We start from the raw sequence: 17,422 nt of genomic DNA on the forward strand, positions 1-17,422 counted from the left end.
CGCCCCGGTGCCCGTCCTGGTGATGCTGCCCGCGCGGCGCTGCGGCGTGCGACGTCCCTTGCCGCAGACGCAGACGCAGACGCGGACGCGGACGCGGATCGGCCCGGTGCAGAGGCGGGATCCGTCCCCGAGGCGCCCGAACCCGAGCCCGCCCGCCGAGAGTCACGCCCCGCCGACGCTGCCCGTGAAGCACTGCGCGCAGCCCTGGGGGAGCGGCGGCGGGCCCAGGAGGAGGAAGCCGGCCGGGCGTCCGAGAGCACCAGACGGTCACGCCGACGCGCACCGACCGAGTCCGGGAGCCGACGCGCACCGACCGAGTCCGGGACCCGGCTCACTCCGGCCGATTCCCTGAGCCGACGCGGTCTGGCCGAGCGTGCCGACAGCCTGCGGGTCCGTGACGTACGGGGGTTGCTCGCCGGTGCCTTCCGGATGCCCTCGGACTCGCCTCACGAGGGTGAGCCGGAAGTGTCCTCCCCGGAGATGCCTGTCCCGGAGACGGAGACGGAGACCACGGCGTCTCCGCCGACCACCGACCCCGGTTCCCCCAAGGGAGAACCACCCACAGCGCCGCCCTCGGCACGACCCGGCAGCGATCGCTCACCCACCTCCGCCACCTCCGCCATCCCCGCCACCCCCCAGGTCCCGCACTCCATGGCGTCCCCCGGCCGGGACGGTGAACTCCGTCGTACCTTCCCCGCCTTCGCCCCCCGCCCCTCCGGCGGCGACGCCCGGTTCGCCGAAACATGGTGGGGCAACGCCTGGGTGACCGCCCTGGAAGAGGGTGCCCTCGACCCCAAGCGGCTGGCGCGTGGGCGGGGTTACGCGCAGGAGGGGCATGTCGACGCCATCACCGTGACGCCGGGGCTCGTGCTGGCGTATGTGCGGGGCAGCCGGCCGCGGCCGTACCGCGTACAGGTACGGCTGCGGACGCTCGGCGACGACGACTGGGCCCGGTTCCTGGACGCCGCGGCCGACCGGCCGGGACACATCGCCGCGTTGCTCGACAAGGAGCTGCCCCAGTCCCTCGCCGACTGCGGCGTCCCCCTGTTGCCCGGCCCCGGCGATCTCGACCCGCAGTGCAGCTGCCCCGACCGCGGCCACCCCTGCAAGCACGCCGCCGCGCTCTGCTACCAGACCGCACGCCTGCTGGACGCCGACCCGTTCGTCCTGCTCCTGCTGCGCGGCCGAGGCGAACGCGGGCTGCTGGACGCCCTCTCCCGCCGTAACGCCGCCCGCGCCGCCCGTGCCGCGCAGGCGCAGGGAGCGGCGCCCCTCCCGGGCGTACGGGCCACCGACGCCCTCGCGCCGCAGCGCGGACTCCCGCCCCTCCCGGCGCCGTTGCCCGTGCCCGCCCACCCCGAGCAGCCCCCGGTCTACCCGGCGGCCCCGGGCGGCCCCGACCCCTTCGCGCTGGACCAGTTGGCGACCGATGCAGCCGCCCGCGCCCACGCCCTGCTCGGCACCGGCAGGGACCCGGTCGCCGAACTGACCCTGTGGCAGGACGCGGTACGACTCGCCGCCGCCCGCCCCGGTTCCGGCCTCACCGCATCCACCCGCGCCCTGTACTCCTCCCTCGCCTCCGCCGCCGACCGCACCACGGCTGAGCTGGCCCGTGCCGTCGCCGCCTGGCGTCAGGGTGGCCCGGAGGGTCTGGCCGTCCTCGAAGAACCGTGGGACCCACCGGCCGGCCGCTTCGACCGGGCCCGCCCCCTTCTCCTCGCCGCCGACCTCCCCGCCTTCCGCCCCTGGCGCAACCACCTCACCCACCCCCGCGGTCATGTCCAGCTCCGCCTCGGCCGCGACGGCCTCTGGTACCCGTACGAATCGGAGCCCGGCCACGACGACTGGTGGCCCCGAGGCACCCCCGACCTCGACCCGGTCGGCGCCCTGACCGGCATAGGCACCTCGACGGAAGGCTGACCCGCCCCAAGTGCCGTGGCCGGTAACCGCGGTTGGGCCACTGATGTGGAAGCCGACACTCAACCGTCCCACGAGCGATTGCACTGCCGCGACGTCGCCGGGTGACACAGCAACTGGCCGAAAACGAACAGGGAAAGCGTGGCAACGGGGGGATGGGGTGCGGGACAGCCCGGCGGCGACGGACCGGGTGGACTGGACCGGGGCTGGGGCGCCCCGTACGGGCCGAGCGCCAACGGCCCCCAGGGGCCCGCCACCGGCGGCCCCTACGGCCCACCCGCACCCAATCCGAACCCGGGCCCGTACCCCGACCAGGGCCCGTACCCGAACCCTCATCCGTACCCCTACGGCCCTCAGCCCGGCGCGCCCGTTCCCGTCGCGCGCCGCCGCGGTTGCCTCTGGTACGTCTCACCCGCCTTCCTCGCCGTCGCCGTCATCCGCTCCGCGCACCGCGTCGCCACGAGGCTCTTCGTGCAGGAGGGCCACGGCCGGATCGAGGACCGCACCGTGGACCGCGTCCAACTCGCCCGCACGGTGCTCGGCATCGTCGCGACCCTCGCACTGGTCCTCATGTACGGCGTCGACGCGGACCGCTGGGAGGACGCGGGGACGGGCAGCGTCGCCAATCTGATCATCACCCCGGTCCTGCTGATCCTCACCGGCCCGCTGGTCATCCTTGGGTTCATCCTCTACGCGCCTGCGCACGCACGACCGCAGCTGCGCTCCCGGCTCCACGCCCCGCTCAAGGCGGTCGGCTGGTACGTGCTGACGGTGGTGGTCATCGCAGGGGTCCTCTATGCGGCGGCCCAGAGCGCACTCGACAACCGCAGGGGACTGGCTCGGCTATGCGATCGCCCTCGCGTCCCTGGTCGTGATCGTGTGGGGGTTCCCCTTCTTCTTCATGGCGTCGCTGTACTCGGCCCGCAGCGCCTTCAACACCGCCCACGTCCACCCGATGCTGCCGCCCGTGATCACCGGGGTGCTGGTCTGGGTGCTCGCGGTCTTCAACCTGATCGACAGCGGCATGCCGAAGGACCCGCCGGTCTTCCAGTTCTGCTCCCTGCTGGGCGGACCGCTCTCGGTGACCGTCGTCTCGCTGTGGGAGCTGCATCGGATGCGCACCCGCTTCGGGGTCGTCCTCCGGGGCTGACCGCGCCCGCGACCCGTGAAGGCGGTGTGAGAGTTCCCCGCTGATCTGCGGGAGCCAGGTGTGGGGACGTGGGGTCCCCGGGGCCGGTGTTCGGATCCGGACGTTAGCGTGGAGCGGTGAGTGAGACGAAGACCCCTGCCCTCCAGTACCGCTTCGACGGCCCGGAAGACGCCCCGGTGCTCATCCTCGGCCCCTCGCTCGGGACGACGTGGCACATGTGGGACCGGCAGGTCCCCGAGCTGGCCCAGCAGTGGCGGGTCTTCCGGTTCGACCTGCCTGGGCACGGCGGCGCGCCCGCGTACCCGGCGGGCTCGGTCGGCGAACTCGCCGAGCGGCTGCTGGCCACCCTCGACGGCCTCGGCGTCCAGCGCTTCGGCTACGCGGGCTGCGCGCTCGGCGGCGCCCTCGGCATCGAGCTCGCCCTGCGCCACCCCGAGCGCGTCGCCTCGCTCGCCCTGATCGCCGCCTCGCCCCGTTTCGGCACGGCCGACGAGTTCCGCCAGCGGGGGGTGATCGTGCGCACCAACGGCCTCGACCCCATCGCCCGTACCTCGCCGGACCGCTGGTTCACCTCCGGCTTCGCCGCCGCCCAGCCCGCCATCACCGAGTGGGCCGTGCAGATGGTGCGCACCACCGACCCCGGCTGCTACATCGCCGCCTGCGAGGCACTCGCCTCCTTCGACGTACGGCCCCAGCTGGGCGGCGTCACCGTGCCCACCCTCGTCCTCGTCGGCTCCGACGACCAGGTCACCGGCCCCGCCGAGGCCCGCACCCTGGTCGCCGGGATACCGGACGCCCGCCTCGCCGTCGTGCCCGGCGCCTCCCACCTCGTCCCGGTCGAACAGCCCGCCGCCGTCACCGACCTGCTGGTTCGGCACTTCTCCACCGCCTGGCAGCCCGCCTACGACACCAACACCGGCCAGATGGCCATCGTCGCCGCCCCGCCCAAGCCGGTCCTGGCCGCCGCGCCCCCGCAGCCCGCACCCGTCGCCGAGATAGCCCCGGCCGCCATACCGGTACAGGCGACGACGGGCCGGCCGGACCCGTACGAGGCCGGCCTCAAGGTCCGCCGCGAGGTGCTCGGCGACGCACACGTCGACCGGGCGCTGGCGCAGGCGGACGAGTTCTCGGGGGACTTCCAGGAGTTCATCACCCGGTACGCCTGGGGCGAGATCTGGGACAGACCGGGCCTCGACCGGCGCTCCCGCAGCTGTGTCACCCTCACCGCCCTGGTCGCGGGCGGCCACATGGACGAGCTCGCCTTCCACACCCGTGCCGCCCTGCGCAACGGCCTCACCCCGGGCGAGATCAGGGAAGTACTGCTCCAGGCCGCCGTCTACTGCGGCGTACCGGCGGCGAACAGCGCGTTCAAGGTCGCCCAGCAGGTCATCCGGGAGGAGACGACTCCCACGGAGTGACCGCCTGCCACGTGTCGACCGGAGTGATCGTCAGCCAGGTGCCGACGGCACCACGCTGAGCCGCCCCTCCACCCGTCGGCGGAGGCAGGATGGTGCCATGAAGCTCACGAAGAAGTCGCACGCCTGCATCCGGCTGGAGAAGGACGGGCAGACGCTCGTCCTCGACCCCGGGGGGTTCAGCGAGGACGACGCCGCCCTCGGCGCGGATGCGATCCTCGTCACTCACGAGCATCCCGACCACTTCGACGAGTCGCGGCTGAGGGCCGCCATGGAGGCCAACCCGGCCGCGCGGATCTGGACCCTCGCCTCCGTCGCGGAGCAGATCTCGGCGGCCTTCCCGGGCCGGGTGCACACCGTCGGCCACGGCGACACCTTCACCGCCGCCGGCTTCGACGTCCAGGTCCACGGCGAACTGCACGCCGTCATCCACCCGGACATCCCGCGCATCACCAACGTCGGCTATCTCGTCGACGGCGGCAGGGTGTTCCACCCCGGCGACGCCCTCACCGTGCCCGACCACCCGGTGGAGACGCTGATGCTGCCGGTCATGGCCCCCTGGAACAAGATCTCGGAGGTCATCGACTACGTACGCGAGGTCAAGCCGCAGCGCGCCTACGACATCCACGACGCCCTGCTCACCGACCTGGCCCGGCCGATCTACGACCGCCAGATCGGTGGCCTGGGCGGCTCGGAGCACCTGCGTCTGACGCCGGGGGACTCGGCGGAGGTGTGAGCGGCCCCACCCCGGGCGGGACCGGACTGTCGTACCCGCCCGGTAGGTTGTGAGGCATGCGCATCGCGACCTGGAACGTGAACTCGATCACCGCACGCCTGCCGAGGCTCCTGGCCTGGCTGGAGAGCAGCGGCACCGACGTGCTGTGCCTCCAGGAGGCCAAGGTCGCCGAGGACCAGTTCCCGATCGACCCGCTGCGCGACCTCGGCTACGAGGCGGCGGTCAACGCCACCGGGCGGTGGAACGGCGTGGCGGTGCTCTCCCGCGTGGGCCTCAAGGACGTCGTCAAGGGCCTGCCCGGCGACCCCGGCTACGACGGCGTCGAGGAGCCCCGCGCCATCTCCGCGACCTGCGGCCCGATCCGCGTCTGGTCGGTGTACGTACCGAACGGCCGTGAGGTGGACCACCCCCACTACGCCTACAAGCTCCAGTGGTTCGAGGCTCTCAAGGCGGCCGTCGCGGGCGACGCGGGCGGCAGCCGCCCGTTCGCGGTGCTGGGCGACTACAACGTGGCGCCGACCGACGACGACGTCTACGACCTGGCCGCCTTCGAGGGCCTCACCCATGTCACCCCCGCCGAGCGCGCCGCCCTGGCCGCCCTGCGCGAGTCCGGCCTGTCCGACGTGGTCCCGCGCCCCCTCAAGTACGACCACCCGTACACCTACTGGGACTACCGCCAGCTCTGCTTCCCCAAGAACCGCGGCATGCGCATCGACCTGGTCTACGGCAACGAGCCGTTCGCCAAGGCCGTCACCGACTCCTACGTGGACCGCGAGGAGCGCAAGGGCAAGGGCGCGTCGGACCACGCACCGGTGGTCGTGGACCTGGACGTCTAGCCGGCAGGGCTCAGGGCGTCACCGGACCAACTTCCGCAGATCCACCGAATCGGCCAGCGCGGCGAGCCCCGTGTCGCCCGGATGCAGATGGTCCCCGCTGTCGAACGCGGGGAGCATCCGGGACGGGCGTGCCGGGTCCCGGATCACGGCGTCGAAGTCGAGCACGCCGTCGAACACCCCCGCCGTACGGATCCAGGTGTTGATCTCGACCCGCTCGGCATCGACGGCCGGTGTGCACCGCGCCTCCCCCTCGCAGGGCAGGATCGTCGCCGCCAGCATCCGCAGCCCGCGGGCGTGTCCCCGGCCGGCGATCTCACGCAGCCCCGCGACGACCTGCTCGGCCGTGGTCTGCCACCGCACATCGTTGATGCCCTCGAACACGACGGCCGTACGCACCGATGTCTGAGCCAGGACGTCCCGGTCGAACCGGTGCAGGGCACTCACCCCGGCCGTGTCCGTCGACACCCCGTCCCCGGGATAGCGGTCGAGGACCACACGGTTGCCCGAGATCCCCTGGTTGAGCACTCCGTAGTGCGGGACCGCACTCTGGTCCAGCAGCCGTGTGGCCAGCACATTGGGCCACCGCCGGTTGGCGTCCGTCGTGGACTTGTCGCCGTCGGTGATCGAGTCCCCGAGCAGCACCACGGACCCCGGCCCGCCGCCCACGTCGACACCCGTCAGCAGCGGCCAGCTGGTCAGGAGAGTGCCGTACGGCGCCGCGGAGCCGTCCGCCGTGTGGTCGCCCGGTCCGCTCACATACGACCGCTGCTGCGCCAGCCGGTGCACGGGTGCCGCCGGTACGGTCCGCGGCAGATGGAAGCTGACCAGCAGATTGGTGTCGGCGGGCACCACGAAGTCGAGCGGATCGCTGTACGCCTGCGCGCCGGCCGGGATATCGACGCCCGCGGCACCCCGGAAGGCCACCGCGACCGGTGTGCCGCGTGCCGCCGCGCCCGCCTCCTGCACCGCCACCGTGGCGCTCCCGATCCGCACCGGCCCCGCCGCGAAGGTGTTGTCGAACCGCAGCCGCACCCGCGGCCCGCCCGCCGAGGTGTGCACCACCAGCCGCAGCGTCCGGTCGGTCCACGGCCCCACGGTCGGATGGCCGCCGGTCGCGGTGGCCCAACTTCCGGTCCAGCCGCGGGCCGCGGCCCGCACCGCCGCCGCGAACACATGCAGCCCGGGTGCGCGCGGCAGCCGTACCGAGGCGACTTCGCGCCCCGCGACCAGCGGCACGGTCATGACGTACAGCCGTGCCCGCTCGGCGAGTTGGCCGCCCGGGGTGTTGATGTGCGGCAGGGCCACCGCCTTGGTGGCGAGCGGGCCGGTGCGCCAGTCGGGTGCGGTGAGGACGTACGTGGAGCGGGTGCCGTTGCGGTACACGACCGTTCCCCGTCCGCCGGCCTGTCTGCCGCCCGTGCCCGCCACCAGGAAGGCGAGCGCGTCGCCGTGCCCGCGCAGGCGCACGGACTGGCCGTCGGCCAGGACGTTGTCCGGCTCGCCCGGCCGCCGCTTCGGCCAGGTCAGCCGGGCGCCCTGCAGGGTGAGCGTGCGGCCGGGGGTCCAGCCCGCGGCCGTGAGGTCCTGCGCGGAGAGGGAACCGCCCGAACCGTCGAAGTCGGCACCGCCCGGCCGGGCATCGTGGCTCACCGCGGTGTTGTCGAAGAGCCGCTCCAGCGGGAGCGGCTCGGCTCTCGCTCCGGGGGCGGCGTGTGCCGAGCCGGTCGGCACCAGGGTGGCGAACAGGGCGAGGACAACGGTGGAACCCCACACACATCGGCGCACGGCCGACTCCTCTCGTTCACGCAGCGCACGACCGTTCACGACGAGACGAAAGACGCATCGCGAAGGTAGAGAGGCACGTGGGGCGCGTCAACGAGACATGCCCGAAGTCGGCGGGAACTCGACCCGAATCGTCCGTCCGCGCGCCTGTGGTGCGTACGCCGGTACGAATGACACGCTTGGCGTATGAAGATCCCTTTTCTGGGCCACCGGCCCGAGAAGCGCGGGGCCCCCGACGCCGAGGGCATCGCCGAACTGCTCTCCGAGTGCGAACTCCTGCGTTCCCACGCGTCCCGGGCGGGGATCCGACTCGACGACTCCGCGGCCTCGTTGGAGGCGCTCGACCAGCTGCTGCCGCGCTGGCGGGACGACGAGGAGGTCCTGCCCTGGCTGGGCACGGACGCCGGTCTGTATCTCGGCACCGTCATCGTGCGGACCGTGCCCGGGGCGGCCTGGAGGCTCTGGCCGGACGGCCGGCCGGTGGTGCGGCTCGCCTCCGGGCGGGAGTTCGACGTCGTGACCTCGGGGCGGGAGTGGGCCTCGAACGGGGTGCCCGAGCTGTCGCAGCTGTACGCGGAAGTCGCGGAGGCGTGACGTCATGGATTTTATTTGACATAAAAACGGCGTAAATACGGCTTATGTCCGAAAAGTGCGTGTCGTGCGTTAAGTAAACTCCTGCCCGGATAGGTTGCGGCAACCGCTACACAGCTGAATGCGACTGGGGCTGGGCATGGCTGGCGAACCACTGATCGAGCTGCGTGACGTCAACAAGTACTTCGGTGACCTGCACGTTCTGCAGGAGATCAACCTCACCGTCGGCAAGGGGGAGGTGGTCGTCGTCATCGGCCCCTCGGGGTCCGGGAAGTCGACGCTGTGCCGGGCCATCAACCGGCTGGAGACCATCCAGTCCGGCACGATCCTGCTCGACGGACAGCCGCTGCCCGAGGAGGGCAAGGCGCTGGCCCGGCTGCGTGCCGAAGTCGGCATGGTCTTCCAGGCGTTCAACCTCTTCGCCCACAAGACGGTCCTGCAGAACGTCTCGCTGGGGCAGGTCAAGGTCCGCGGCCGCAAGAAGGAGGACGCCGACAAACGCTCCCACGAGCTCCTCCAGCGCGTCGGCGTGGCCGACCAGGCGGACAAGTACCCGGCGCAGCTCTCCGGCGGCCAGCAGCAGCGTGTGGCGATCGCCCGGGCTCTCGCCATGGGCCCCAAGGCGATGCTGTTCGACGAGCCCACCTCCGCGCTCGACCCCGAGATGATCAACGAGGTTCTGGAGGTGATGCGTCAGCTTGCCGAGGACGGCATGACGATGATCGTCGTCACCCATGAGATGGGCTTCGCCCGCTCGGCCGCCAACCGCGTCGTGTTCATGGCCGACGGCCGCATCGTCGAGGACCGCAGCCCCGAAGAGTTCTTCACCAACCCCAGCAGCGAGCGTGCCAGGGACTTCCTGTCGAAGATCCTCCATCACTGAGCGGAGAGCACGACCATGCCGAGACCGACGGCGTTTTCCACGCCCGAATCCTCGCCGTGTCCGACCTCGACTACGATGGTCCGTCCGTCCCCAAGGCCGTGGCGGTGGCCCCGGCCACGACCAGGGACGCTGCTGCCGGGTGGGGATCCCCCCACCGCCCCTGGGACCAGGGGCAGCTGGGGGCAGCAGTCATAGAGCCATACCCGCCCGGCGCCGGCCGGAGATCACTGCTCGCGCAGTGGGATCGACACGTACGACGGGTCGTTCGCCGGTGAGGAGAAGGTCAGCCGTGCGCCGGACGGGTTGTGCTCGATGTAGAGCGGGTCGACCGTGTCGACGACCAGGGCGAGTCGGTGCCCTGCCGGGACGTCGTAGGCCGTGGAGTACAGCTCCAGGTCTACGGTGAACGGCTTTCCGGGTGTACGTCCGTGGAAGGTGTACGGCGCGTTGCTGACCAGCTTGCCGAGGCCGAGCGGGCCCACGTCGTAGAGGTAGGCGACGAGGGTGCCGCTCTCCTTGGTCGGGGTCAGCGTGGTGTGCAACTTGGCCGTGCCGCGCACGCGTTGGGCGGTGGCGTACTTCTCCGACTTCCATACGCCGGCCCAGTACCGGGGGATCAGCGGGATCGAGGCCACCGGCGGCAGCTGGGCCACCTGGTCGAGGATGCTGGACAGGAGGACGACCCCGCCGTCCGCCCCCGAGTTGACGTTGGTGTGGATGGTGGTCGAGCCCGCGAGGGCGATCTTCCGGTTCGTCGCGCCGACCGACTTCCAGTCCGGGTAGCCCTCGTAGCCGCCCGTGGAGCGGGACTTGAGCTGGACGGGCAGCTGGCTGTCGATGCCGTTGCTCTCGCCCTTGAGGTAGTGGTCGAACCAGCGCTCGGTGTCCGTCCAGACGTCGTTGGGCAGGCCGAACAGCCCGGTCAGTTCGGCGGTGGCGTGGTCGCCGGGCCGGAACTCCAGCCGCTTGGGGACGGTCAGCTTCTCGTAGAAGTCCGCGTACTGGTTGGGCGGGAAGACCGTGTCGCCCCAGGCGTTGGCCATCATGACCGCGGCGCCGCTCTTGTTGAGTTGGTCCACGTAAGTTGCGGCCGAACGTTTCTTCCCCCAGTTGATCATGTCCTGTTCCTTGGACAGGTTGGAGGCGTAGAGGTCGTCGAAGATCTGCCGGAGTTCGGCGCTCTGCCGGCCGGTGACGAGGCCCGCGCCGTCGAGCAGGGCGGCCGCCTGGACGTGCTGGGTGCGGCCGGAGTAGATCGAGTCGATCAGGTCGGCCCAGCCGCTGAGGGAGGCGACCGCCCTGACGCGTTTGTCGTGCGCGGCGGTCAGCAGGCTGATGCCGGCGCCGTACGAGACGCCCGCCATGCCCACGTGCTGTGCGTCGGCGGGGGTGTTGGCGAGCGCCCAGTCGATGACCTTGGACGCGTCGGCTGTGTCGGGCGGGCCGGCCACTTCTATCTCGCCGCCCGACTGCCAGAAGCCGCGCACGTTGTAACTGACCACGACATAGCCCGAGTCCGCGAGCTTCTGGGCCTGCGCGAAGTACTCGACCTGGGGCAGGCCCCAGCTCGTGGGCAGCACCAGGAGCGGGTAGCGGCGGGTGCCGTCGGCGTCGGCCGGAGTGATGACGTTGGCCTTGAGGGTGGTGCCGCCGTCGCCGGTGATGTCCACGAAACGGACGTCGTTCGAGGCCGCTTGGGCGACGGGGGCGGCCCCGAGGGCGCTACCGGCGATCAGGGTCGCGGAGACGGCGCCCACGGCGGTCGTACGCAGGGCCTTGCGAGGGTGTCCCACGGGTCACTCCCTACTCGTGTCAGTGCAAAGTGACCCGACGGTAACCGTGGCCCCTTACCGCAAGTAACCCGTCGGTAAGTTACGTGCCAGTAACGATTACCGGAATGTGATGTACCTCAGGAGGCTCGATGGCTGTTGCGGGGAGCCGCGGGTGTCGGCGCCGGTGTCTGCGCCGCCCGGGTGACATCCGCGACCAGCTCCACCACATCCGGCCCGTAGGCCTGCGAGTTGACCACCTTCAGCAGCAGCGCGAAGGTGTTGTTGCCGTGCTTGCGGGCCAGTCGCTCATGGTTGCGGGCGAGGTAGCGGGTGACGGCCTGGTTGGTGATGGCGGTCTGCCCGCAGAACAGGAAGACCGGCCGGGTGCTCCGGCTGTCGCCGACGGTGAGCCGGGCGAGCAGCGCGTACTCCTCCTTGCCGACCTCCACCCGGTAGCGCTCGGAGCCGATCTGGAAGGCGCCCCGGTCCGGGCCGGGTTCGGCGTCGACGTTCACCCGCACACCGGGCAGCAGGGAGGCGAGGTGGGCCGTCATACGGCGGTTCGACGCCGGGCCGCCGACACAGAACTCGGTGCGCTCACCGAAGCCCTGGCGGGCCGCGTCGTGCGGAATGATCTGGGCGTGGGCGTTGCAGTCCTTGATCAGGGCGGCCAGTTCGAGCAGCGCGAACACGTCGTAACGCATCACCGTCAGCTCGGGTCCGCCGGCCCCGCGGTTCACCACCAGCAGGGACTCGGCGTTGTCGGGCAGTCCGAAGAACGCCTGCTTGCGGCGCAGCCGGCGCTTCCACAGGTAGGTGCGGGCCAGCCAGCCGAGCGTGGCACTGATGCCGGCCGCGACCACGCCCAGGACGATGTTGCGTACGTCGTCATTCATGGGCGCGCATGCTAGCGGGCGAACGCAAACCGTTGTTCGAGACAGGTGTCCGTGCCCACCTGACGAGGGCATGCCGATCGAATAGGCTGCGCGAACGGTCCCTGACTGGAGGTGCGGATGCGTCGCCCTGTCGCGCGGAAACTGTCGGTCCTGGCGGTAACGGCCGCCATGGTGTCGGTGGGAGCGGCGGCGCCGCCCGCCGCACAGAGCAGCCCCGCCGAGAAGGTCCCCGTGGCCGTCGGCTACGGCGGAGCCGTCGCCAGCGTCGACCCCGACGCCACGGCCGCGGGCATCGAGGTACTGCGCAAGGGCGGCAACGCCGTCGACGCCGCCGTGGCCACGGCCGCCGCGCTCGGCGTCACCGAGCCCTACTCGGCCGGCATCGGCGGAGGCGGCTACTTCGTCTACTACGACGCCAAGTCCCGTACGGTGCGCACCATCGACGGACGTGAGACCGCGCCGCTGACCGCCGACTCCGACCTGTTCGTGGAGAACGGCACGGCGATCCCGTTCGCCGATGCCGTCAGCAGCGGTCTGAGCGTCGGAACCCCGGGCACCCCCGCCACCTGGCAGAAGGCGCTGGACAAGTGGGGGAGCAAGCGGCTCGGCACCCTGCTGCAGCCCGCCGAGCGGCTCGCCCGGGACGGCTTCACCGTGGACGACACCTTCCGCTCGCAGACCGCCGCCAACGAGACCCGGTTCCGCTACTTCCCGGACACCGCGAAGCTGTTCCTCCCGGGCGGTGCCCTCCCCGTCGTCGGCTCCACTTTCAAGAACCCCGACCTCGCCCGCACCTACGCGGAGCTGGCGGAGAAGGGGGTGGGCGCGCTGTACCGGGGCGACCTCGCCGAGGACATCGTCGACACGGTCAACCACCCGCCCGTGGACCCCGGTTCCGGCTGGAAGGCCCGCCCCGGCGACCTGTCCGCCAAGGACCTGGCGACCTACCGCACCAAGTCGCAGGCGCCCACGAGGACGTCGTACCGCGGACTCGACGTCTATGCCATGGCGCCCTCCTCCTCCGGCGGCACCACCGTCGGCGAGGCCCTCAACATCCTGGAGCACACGGACCTGTCGAAGGCGAGCGACGTCCAGTACCTGCACCGCTACATCGAGGCCAGCCGGATCGCGTTCGCCGATCGCGGGCGCTGGGTCGGCGACCCCGCCTTCGAGGACGTACCGACGAAGGAGCTGCTCTCGCAGCGGTACGCCGACTCGCGGGAGTGCCTGATCAAGGACGACGCGGTGCTGACCAGCCCGGTCGCGCCGGGCGACCCGCGCAACCCGGCGGCCTGCGACGCCAGTGGCACGGCGGCCCCGACGACGTACGAGGGCGACAGCACCACCCATCTCACGGTGGCCGACAAGTGGGGCAACGTCGTCTCGTACACCCTCACCATCGAGCAGACCGGCGGCAGCGGGATCACCGTCCCGGGCCGTGGCTTCATCCTCAACAACGAGCTGACGGACTTCTCCTTCACCCCGGCCAGCCCGTCCGTCCATGACCCGAACCTGCCCGGCCCGGGCAAGCGGCCGCGGTCGTCGATGTCGCCGACGATCGTGCTCGACCGGCACGGCAAGCCCGTCGTGGCGCTCGGTTCGCCGGGCGGCGCCACCATCATCACGACCGTGCTGCAGACGCTGACCGGGTTCCTCGACCGAGGCCTGCCGCTGGTCGACGCGATCGCCGCGCCACGCGCCAGCCAGCGCAACCAGACCACCACCGAGCTCGAACCGGGCCTGTGGAACAGTCCGTTGAAGGCACAGCTGGAAGCGATCGGGCACGGCTTCCGGCAGAACCCCGAGATCGGCGCGGCCACCGGCGTACAGCGGCTGCCGAACGGCAAGTGGCTGGCCGCCGCCGAGAAGGTACGGCGGGGCGGCGGCTCGGCGATGGTGGTGCGGCCGGCGTCGTAGCGTCCCACCACCCGGGGCTCAGAGCTCAGGGGCGGGCGGCAGGTCCTCCGTACGGAAGGCGAGCCGCCCGCTCTCCACGTCCACCGTCACCCGGCCGCCCGCGCCGATCCGGCCGTCCAGGAGGAGCCGGGAGAGCTGGTTGTCGACCTCCCTCTGGATCGTGCGGCGCAGCGGGCGGGCGCCGTACTCGGGCTGGTAGCCGCGCTCGGAGAGCCAGTCGACGGCCGTGGCGGTGAAGTCGACCTCGACGCCCTGCGCGTGCAGCAGCCGGCGGGTCTTGTCCAGCAGCAGATTGGTGATCCGCTCCAACTGGTCGTGGGTCAGCTGGCGGAAGACCACGATCTCGTCGATGCGGTTGAGGAACTCGGGCCGGAAGTGGTCGCGCAACGGCCGCAGGACCCGCTCGCGCCACGCCTCCTCGTCGGCCTCCCCGGCTCCCGCGCCGAACCCGATCCCGGCGCCGCCCCGGCTGATCGCGTCGGAGCCCAGGTTGCTGGTCATCACGATGACCGTGTTGGTGAAGTCGACGGTCCGGCCCTGGGAGTCGGTCAGCCGGCCGTCGTCCAGGACCTGGAGCAGGATGTTGAAGACGTCGGGGTGGGCCTTCTCCACCTCGTCGAGCAGCAGCAGCGAGTACGGGTGCCGGCGTACGACCTCGGTGAGCTGGCCGGCCTGCTCGTGCCCGACATAGCCGGGAGGGGCGCCGACCAGGCGGCTGACGGTGTGCCGCTCCTGGTACTCGCTCATGTCCAGCCGGACCATCCGCTCCTCGCTGCCGAACAGCACCTCGGCGAGCGCCCGGGCCAGCTCTGTCTTCCCGACGCCGGTCGGGCCGAGGAAGAGGAAGCTGCCGATCGGCCGGTCGGGGCTGGCGAGTCCGGCCCGGGAGCGCAGCACCGCGTCGGATACCACGCGCACCGCCTCGTCCTGCCCGACGACCCGCTCGTGCAGATGCTCCTCCAGTCCGAGCAGCCGGTCCTTCTCCTCCTCGGTGAGGCTGCTCACCGGGATGCCGGTCTGCCGGGACACGACCTCCGCGATGGCCTCGGCGGTGACCTCCAGGTTCAGGCCCTCGTCGCCCTCCTCGTCACCGGACGCGTCGGCGATGCGCTGTTTCAACTCGACGATACGGTCCCGTAGCTGGGTCGCCTGCTCGTACTGCTCGTCGGCGACCGCCTGGTCCTTGTCCCGGGTCAGCTGCTCGACGTCGCGCTCCATGGCCCGTACGTCCGTGCCCTTGGTCCGTGTACGCAGCCGTACCCGGGCGCCCGCCTGGTCGATGAGATCGATGGCCTTGTCCGGGAGGCGGCGGTCGGTGAGATAGCGGTCGGACAGCTCGACTGCGGCGACGAGCGCCGCGTCGGTGTAGCGGACCTGGTGGTGGGCCTCGTAGCGGTCGCGCAGGCCGCGCAGGATCTCGATCGCGTCGGCGGTGGTCGGCTCGGGGACGAGGATCGGCTGGAAGCGGCGGGAGAGCGCCGCGTCCTTCTCGATCCTGCGGTACTCCTCCAGGGTGGTCGCGCCGACGATGTGCAGTTCGCCGCGCGCGAGGGCCGGTTTGAGGATGTTCCCGGCGTCCATGGACCCGCCCTCGCCGCCGCCCCCGGCGCCCACGACGGTGTGCAACTCGTCGATGAAGACGATCAGTTGGTCGGAGTGCGAGCGGATCTCGCCCACGATGTTGGTGAGCCGCTCCTCGAAGTCGCCCCGGTAGCGGGTGCCCGCGACCACGGCCGTCAGATCGAGGGCGACCACGCGGCGTCCGCTGAGCACGTCGGGCACGTCACCGTCGGCGATCCGCTGGGCGAGGCCCTCCACGATCGCCGTCTTGCCGACGCCCGCGTCGCCGATCAGCACCGGGTTGTTCTTGCCGCGCCGGGAGAGCACCTCGATGGTCTGCTCGATCTCCTCGTCCCGGCCGATCACCGGGTCGATGCGGCCCTGGCGGGCGAGGTCGGTGAGGTCGCGGCCGTACTTGTCGAGGGTGGGCGTACCGGTGTCGACGCGCGGGCGCTGGTCGGCGCGGGGCCGGGGCCGCTCGGTTTCCGGGGCCTCGGGCGGCATGCCCGAGGGGGCGAAGCGCGCCGCGTTCAGGATGTGCCCGGCGGCCGAGTCGGGGTTCGCGGCGAGGGCGCTGAGCACATGCTCCGGGCCGATGTAACCGGCGCCCCGCGCGCGGGCCAGGTCGTGCGCGTCGAGCAGGGCACGCTTGGCGGCGGGCGTGAGGGAGAGCGAGGTCGGCGGCGGGGCCTCGCCCGGCGGGTGCTGGACCGGGCCCGTGCGCTCGTCGATCTCCGTCGCCAGCGAGTCCGGGTCCGCGCCCGCCCGGGTGAGCAGGGTCCGGGTCGGTTCCGCGGACAGCGCGGCGCGCAGCAGATGCTGGGTGTCCAGATCGCGGCTGCCGTGCTCGGCGGCGTACTGGGCGGCGCCGCGCACCAGTTCCCGGGCCGGCTGGCTGAGCAGACGGCCTATGTCGATCTGGCGGGGGCCGGGGCGTGGTCCGCTGAAGAACCGGGCAAGGAACTCCCCGAAGGGGTCGTAGTCTTCCGGACCACCATTGAAACCGCTGGTCATGGCGTTCCCATCCGGCGTCCCTGCGCGGGCAGGGTCGCCCTCGCTGATCGACGTGCCGGAGTCGGGTAACCCGGCCGGACGCCGGTTACACCTGGCCGCGCGTTCGTAGAACACCTTCGCACGAACGGTGGCCGGGGGCACCTCCAGGGAACGCGGGGGCTTCTGGGCTGTGGGAGCGGCTCAGCGCGCCGTGAGGATCCGCGGCCCCGCCTCCGTGATCGCCACCGTGTGCTCCGCGTGGGCCGCGCGGGAGCCGTCGTTGGTGCACAGGGTCCAGCCGTCCGGCGCCGCGTGGTAGCCGTCCCTGCCGCTCGCGATGACCATCGGCTCGATGGCGAGGACCATGCCGTGCCGCAGTCGCATGCCCCGGCCCGGACGTCCCTCGTTCGGCACCCCGGGGTCCTCGTGCATCTTGCGGCCGATGCCGTGCCCGCCGAAGCCGTCCGGGATGCCGTACCCGGCCGTCCGGCACACCGAGCCGATCGCGTGCGCGATGTCGCCGATACGGTTGCCGACCATGGCCGCCTCGATGCCCGCCGCCAGCGCCCGCTCGGCCGTCTCGATCAGCCGTACGTCCGCCGGGCGCGCCGTGCCGACGGTGAAGCTGATCGCCGAGTCACCCGCCCAGCCGCCCAGTTCGGCGCCGCAGTCGATGGAGACCAGGTCGCCGTCGCGCAGGCGGTAGCCGGTCGGGATGCCGTGCACGATCGCGTCGTTCACGGAGGCGCAGATGACGGCGGGGAACGGGGTGGGGGCGAAGGAGGGGCGGTAGCCGAGGAAGGGCGAGGCCGCCCCCGCGCCGCGCAGCACCTCGCGCGCGACCTCGTCCAGTTCCAGCAGGGAAACCCCCACGTCGGCGGCCTTGTGTACGGCCGTGAGGGCCTGGCCGACGACCTGTCCGGTCGTGTACATCGCATCGATCGACGTGTCCGTCTTCAGTTCCACCATGCCAA

At 71.8% G+C, this 17,422-nt stretch carries 13 protein-coding genes; 8 read left to right on the top strand and 5 right to left on the bottom strand.

The genetic code is table 11. The features are described from left to right. Window positions 1-429: 429 nt before the first annotated feature. From POF73_RS05065 to POF73_RS05085, 5 genes are all read left to right on the top strand, one after another. Window positions 430-1,920: an SWIM zinc finger family protein gene (locus POF73_RS05065; protein WP_443049424.1), complete on the top strand. Its 1,491-nt coding sequence runs from the start codon at window positions 430-432 to the stop codon at window positions 1,918-1,920. Window positions 1,921-2,713: 793 nt separating this feature from the next. Next, the gene (locus POF73_RS05070; protein ID WP_272113238.1) at window positions 2,714-3,067 is read left to right on the top strand and encodes a hypothetical protein; all 354 of its coding nucleotides are present in this window, start codon (window positions 2,714-2,716) and stop codon (window positions 3,065-3,067) included. A 116-nt stretch (window positions 3,068-3,183) separates the two neighbouring features. Further along, window positions 3,184-4,485 carry a bifunctional 3-oxoadipate enol-lactonase/4-carboxymuconolactone decarboxylase PcaDC gene (pcaDC, locus tag POF73_RS05075; protein ID WP_272113239.1) on the top strand — a complete coding sequence of 434 codons (1,302 nt, stop codon included), beginning with the start codon at window positions 3,184-3,186 and terminating at the stop codon, window positions 4,483-4,485. Between the two features lie 97 nt (window positions 4,486-4,582). Beyond that, the gene (locus tag POF73_RS05080; RefSeq protein ID WP_272113240.1) at window positions 4,583-5,218 is read left to right on the top strand and encodes an MBL fold metallo-hydrolase; all 636 of its coding nucleotides are present in this window, start codon (window positions 4,583-4,585) and stop codon (window positions 5,216-5,218) included. A gap of 56 nt (window positions 5,219-5,274) precedes the next feature. Next, window positions 5,275-6,054 (top strand): exodeoxyribonuclease III, encoded by a 780-nt coding sequence (locus tag POF73_RS05085; protein ID WP_272113241.1) that lies wholly within the window; start codon window positions 5,275-5,277, stop codon window positions 6,052-6,054. An 18-nt stretch (window positions 6,055-6,072) separates the two neighbouring features. Here POF73_RS05085 and POF73_RS05090 read toward each other — a convergent pair whose 3' ends face one another. Continuing rightward, window positions 6,073-7,839: an SGNH/GDSL hydrolase family protein gene (locus tag POF73_RS05090; protein ID WP_272113242.1), complete on the bottom strand. Its 1,767-nt coding sequence runs from the start codon at window positions 7,837-7,839 to the stop codon at window positions 6,073-6,075. A gap of 183 nt (window positions 7,840-8,022) precedes the next feature. Here POF73_RS05090 and POF73_RS05095 point away from each other — a divergent pair, with 183 nt between their 5' ends. Together POF73_RS05095 and POF73_RS05100 are read left to right on the top strand one after the other, a co-directional pair. Beyond that, window positions 8,023-8,430, top strand: a complete 408-nt coding sequence (locus tag POF73_RS05095; RefSeq protein ID WP_272113243.1) for a DUF6278 family protein — start codon at window positions 8,023-8,025, stop codon at window positions 8,428-8,430. 136 nt (window positions 8,431-8,566) lie between these two features. Next, window positions 8,567-9,310, top strand: coding sequence for an amino acid ABC transporter ATP-binding protein (locus tag POF73_RS05100; RefSeq protein WP_272113244.1), 744 nt, complete (start codon window positions 8,567-8,569; stop codon window positions 9,308-9,310). 224 nt (window positions 9,311-9,534) lie between these two features. Here the strand turns inward: POF73_RS05100 and POF73_RS05105 are convergent, their stop codons facing one another. Further along, window positions 9,535-11,103, bottom strand: a complete 1,569-nt coding sequence (locus tag POF73_RS05105; RefSeq protein WP_272113245.1) for a CocE/NonD family hydrolase — start codon at window positions 11,101-11,103, stop codon at window positions 9,535-9,537. A gap of 116 nt (window positions 11,104-11,219) precedes the next feature. Beyond that, window positions 11,220-11,978, bottom strand: coding sequence for a hypothetical protein (locus tag POF73_RS05110; RefSeq protein WP_272113246.1), 759 nt, complete (start codon window positions 11,976-11,978; stop codon window positions 11,220-11,222). A gap of 117 nt (window positions 11,979-12,095) precedes the next feature. Between POF73_RS05110 and ggt the strand changes: the two genes are divergently transcribed. Beyond that, on the top strand, window positions 12,096-13,895 hold the full coding sequence (gene ggt, locus POF73_RS05115; RefSeq protein ID WP_272113247.1) for a gamma-glutamyltransferase: 1,800 nt from the start codon (window positions 12,096-12,098) through the stop codon (window positions 13,893-13,895). 18 nt (window positions 13,896-13,913) lie between these two features. On the opposite strand, the gene POF73_RS05120 is transcribed toward ggt, so the two are convergent. Then, window positions 13,914-16,469, bottom strand: a complete 2,556-nt coding sequence (locus tag POF73_RS05120) for an ATP-dependent Clp protease ATP-binding subunit (RefSeq protein WP_272113248.1) — start codon at window positions 16,467-16,469, stop codon at window positions 13,914-13,916. 180 nt (window positions 16,470-16,649) lie between these two features. Then, window positions 16,650-17,417 carry a type I methionyl aminopeptidase gene (map, locus tag POF73_RS05125; RefSeq protein ID WP_272113249.1) on the bottom strand — a complete coding sequence of 256 codons (768 nt, stop codon included), beginning with the start codon at window positions 17,415-17,417 and terminating at the stop codon, window positions 16,650-16,652. Between the last annotated feature and the right edge of the window lie 5 nt (window positions 17,418-17,422).

It is taken from the genome of Streptomyces sp. HD (assembly GCF_028369295.1).
In the GTDB taxonomy this organism is placed as follows: domain Bacteria; phylum Actinomycetota; class Actinomycetes; order Streptomycetales; family Streptomycetaceae; genus Streptomyces.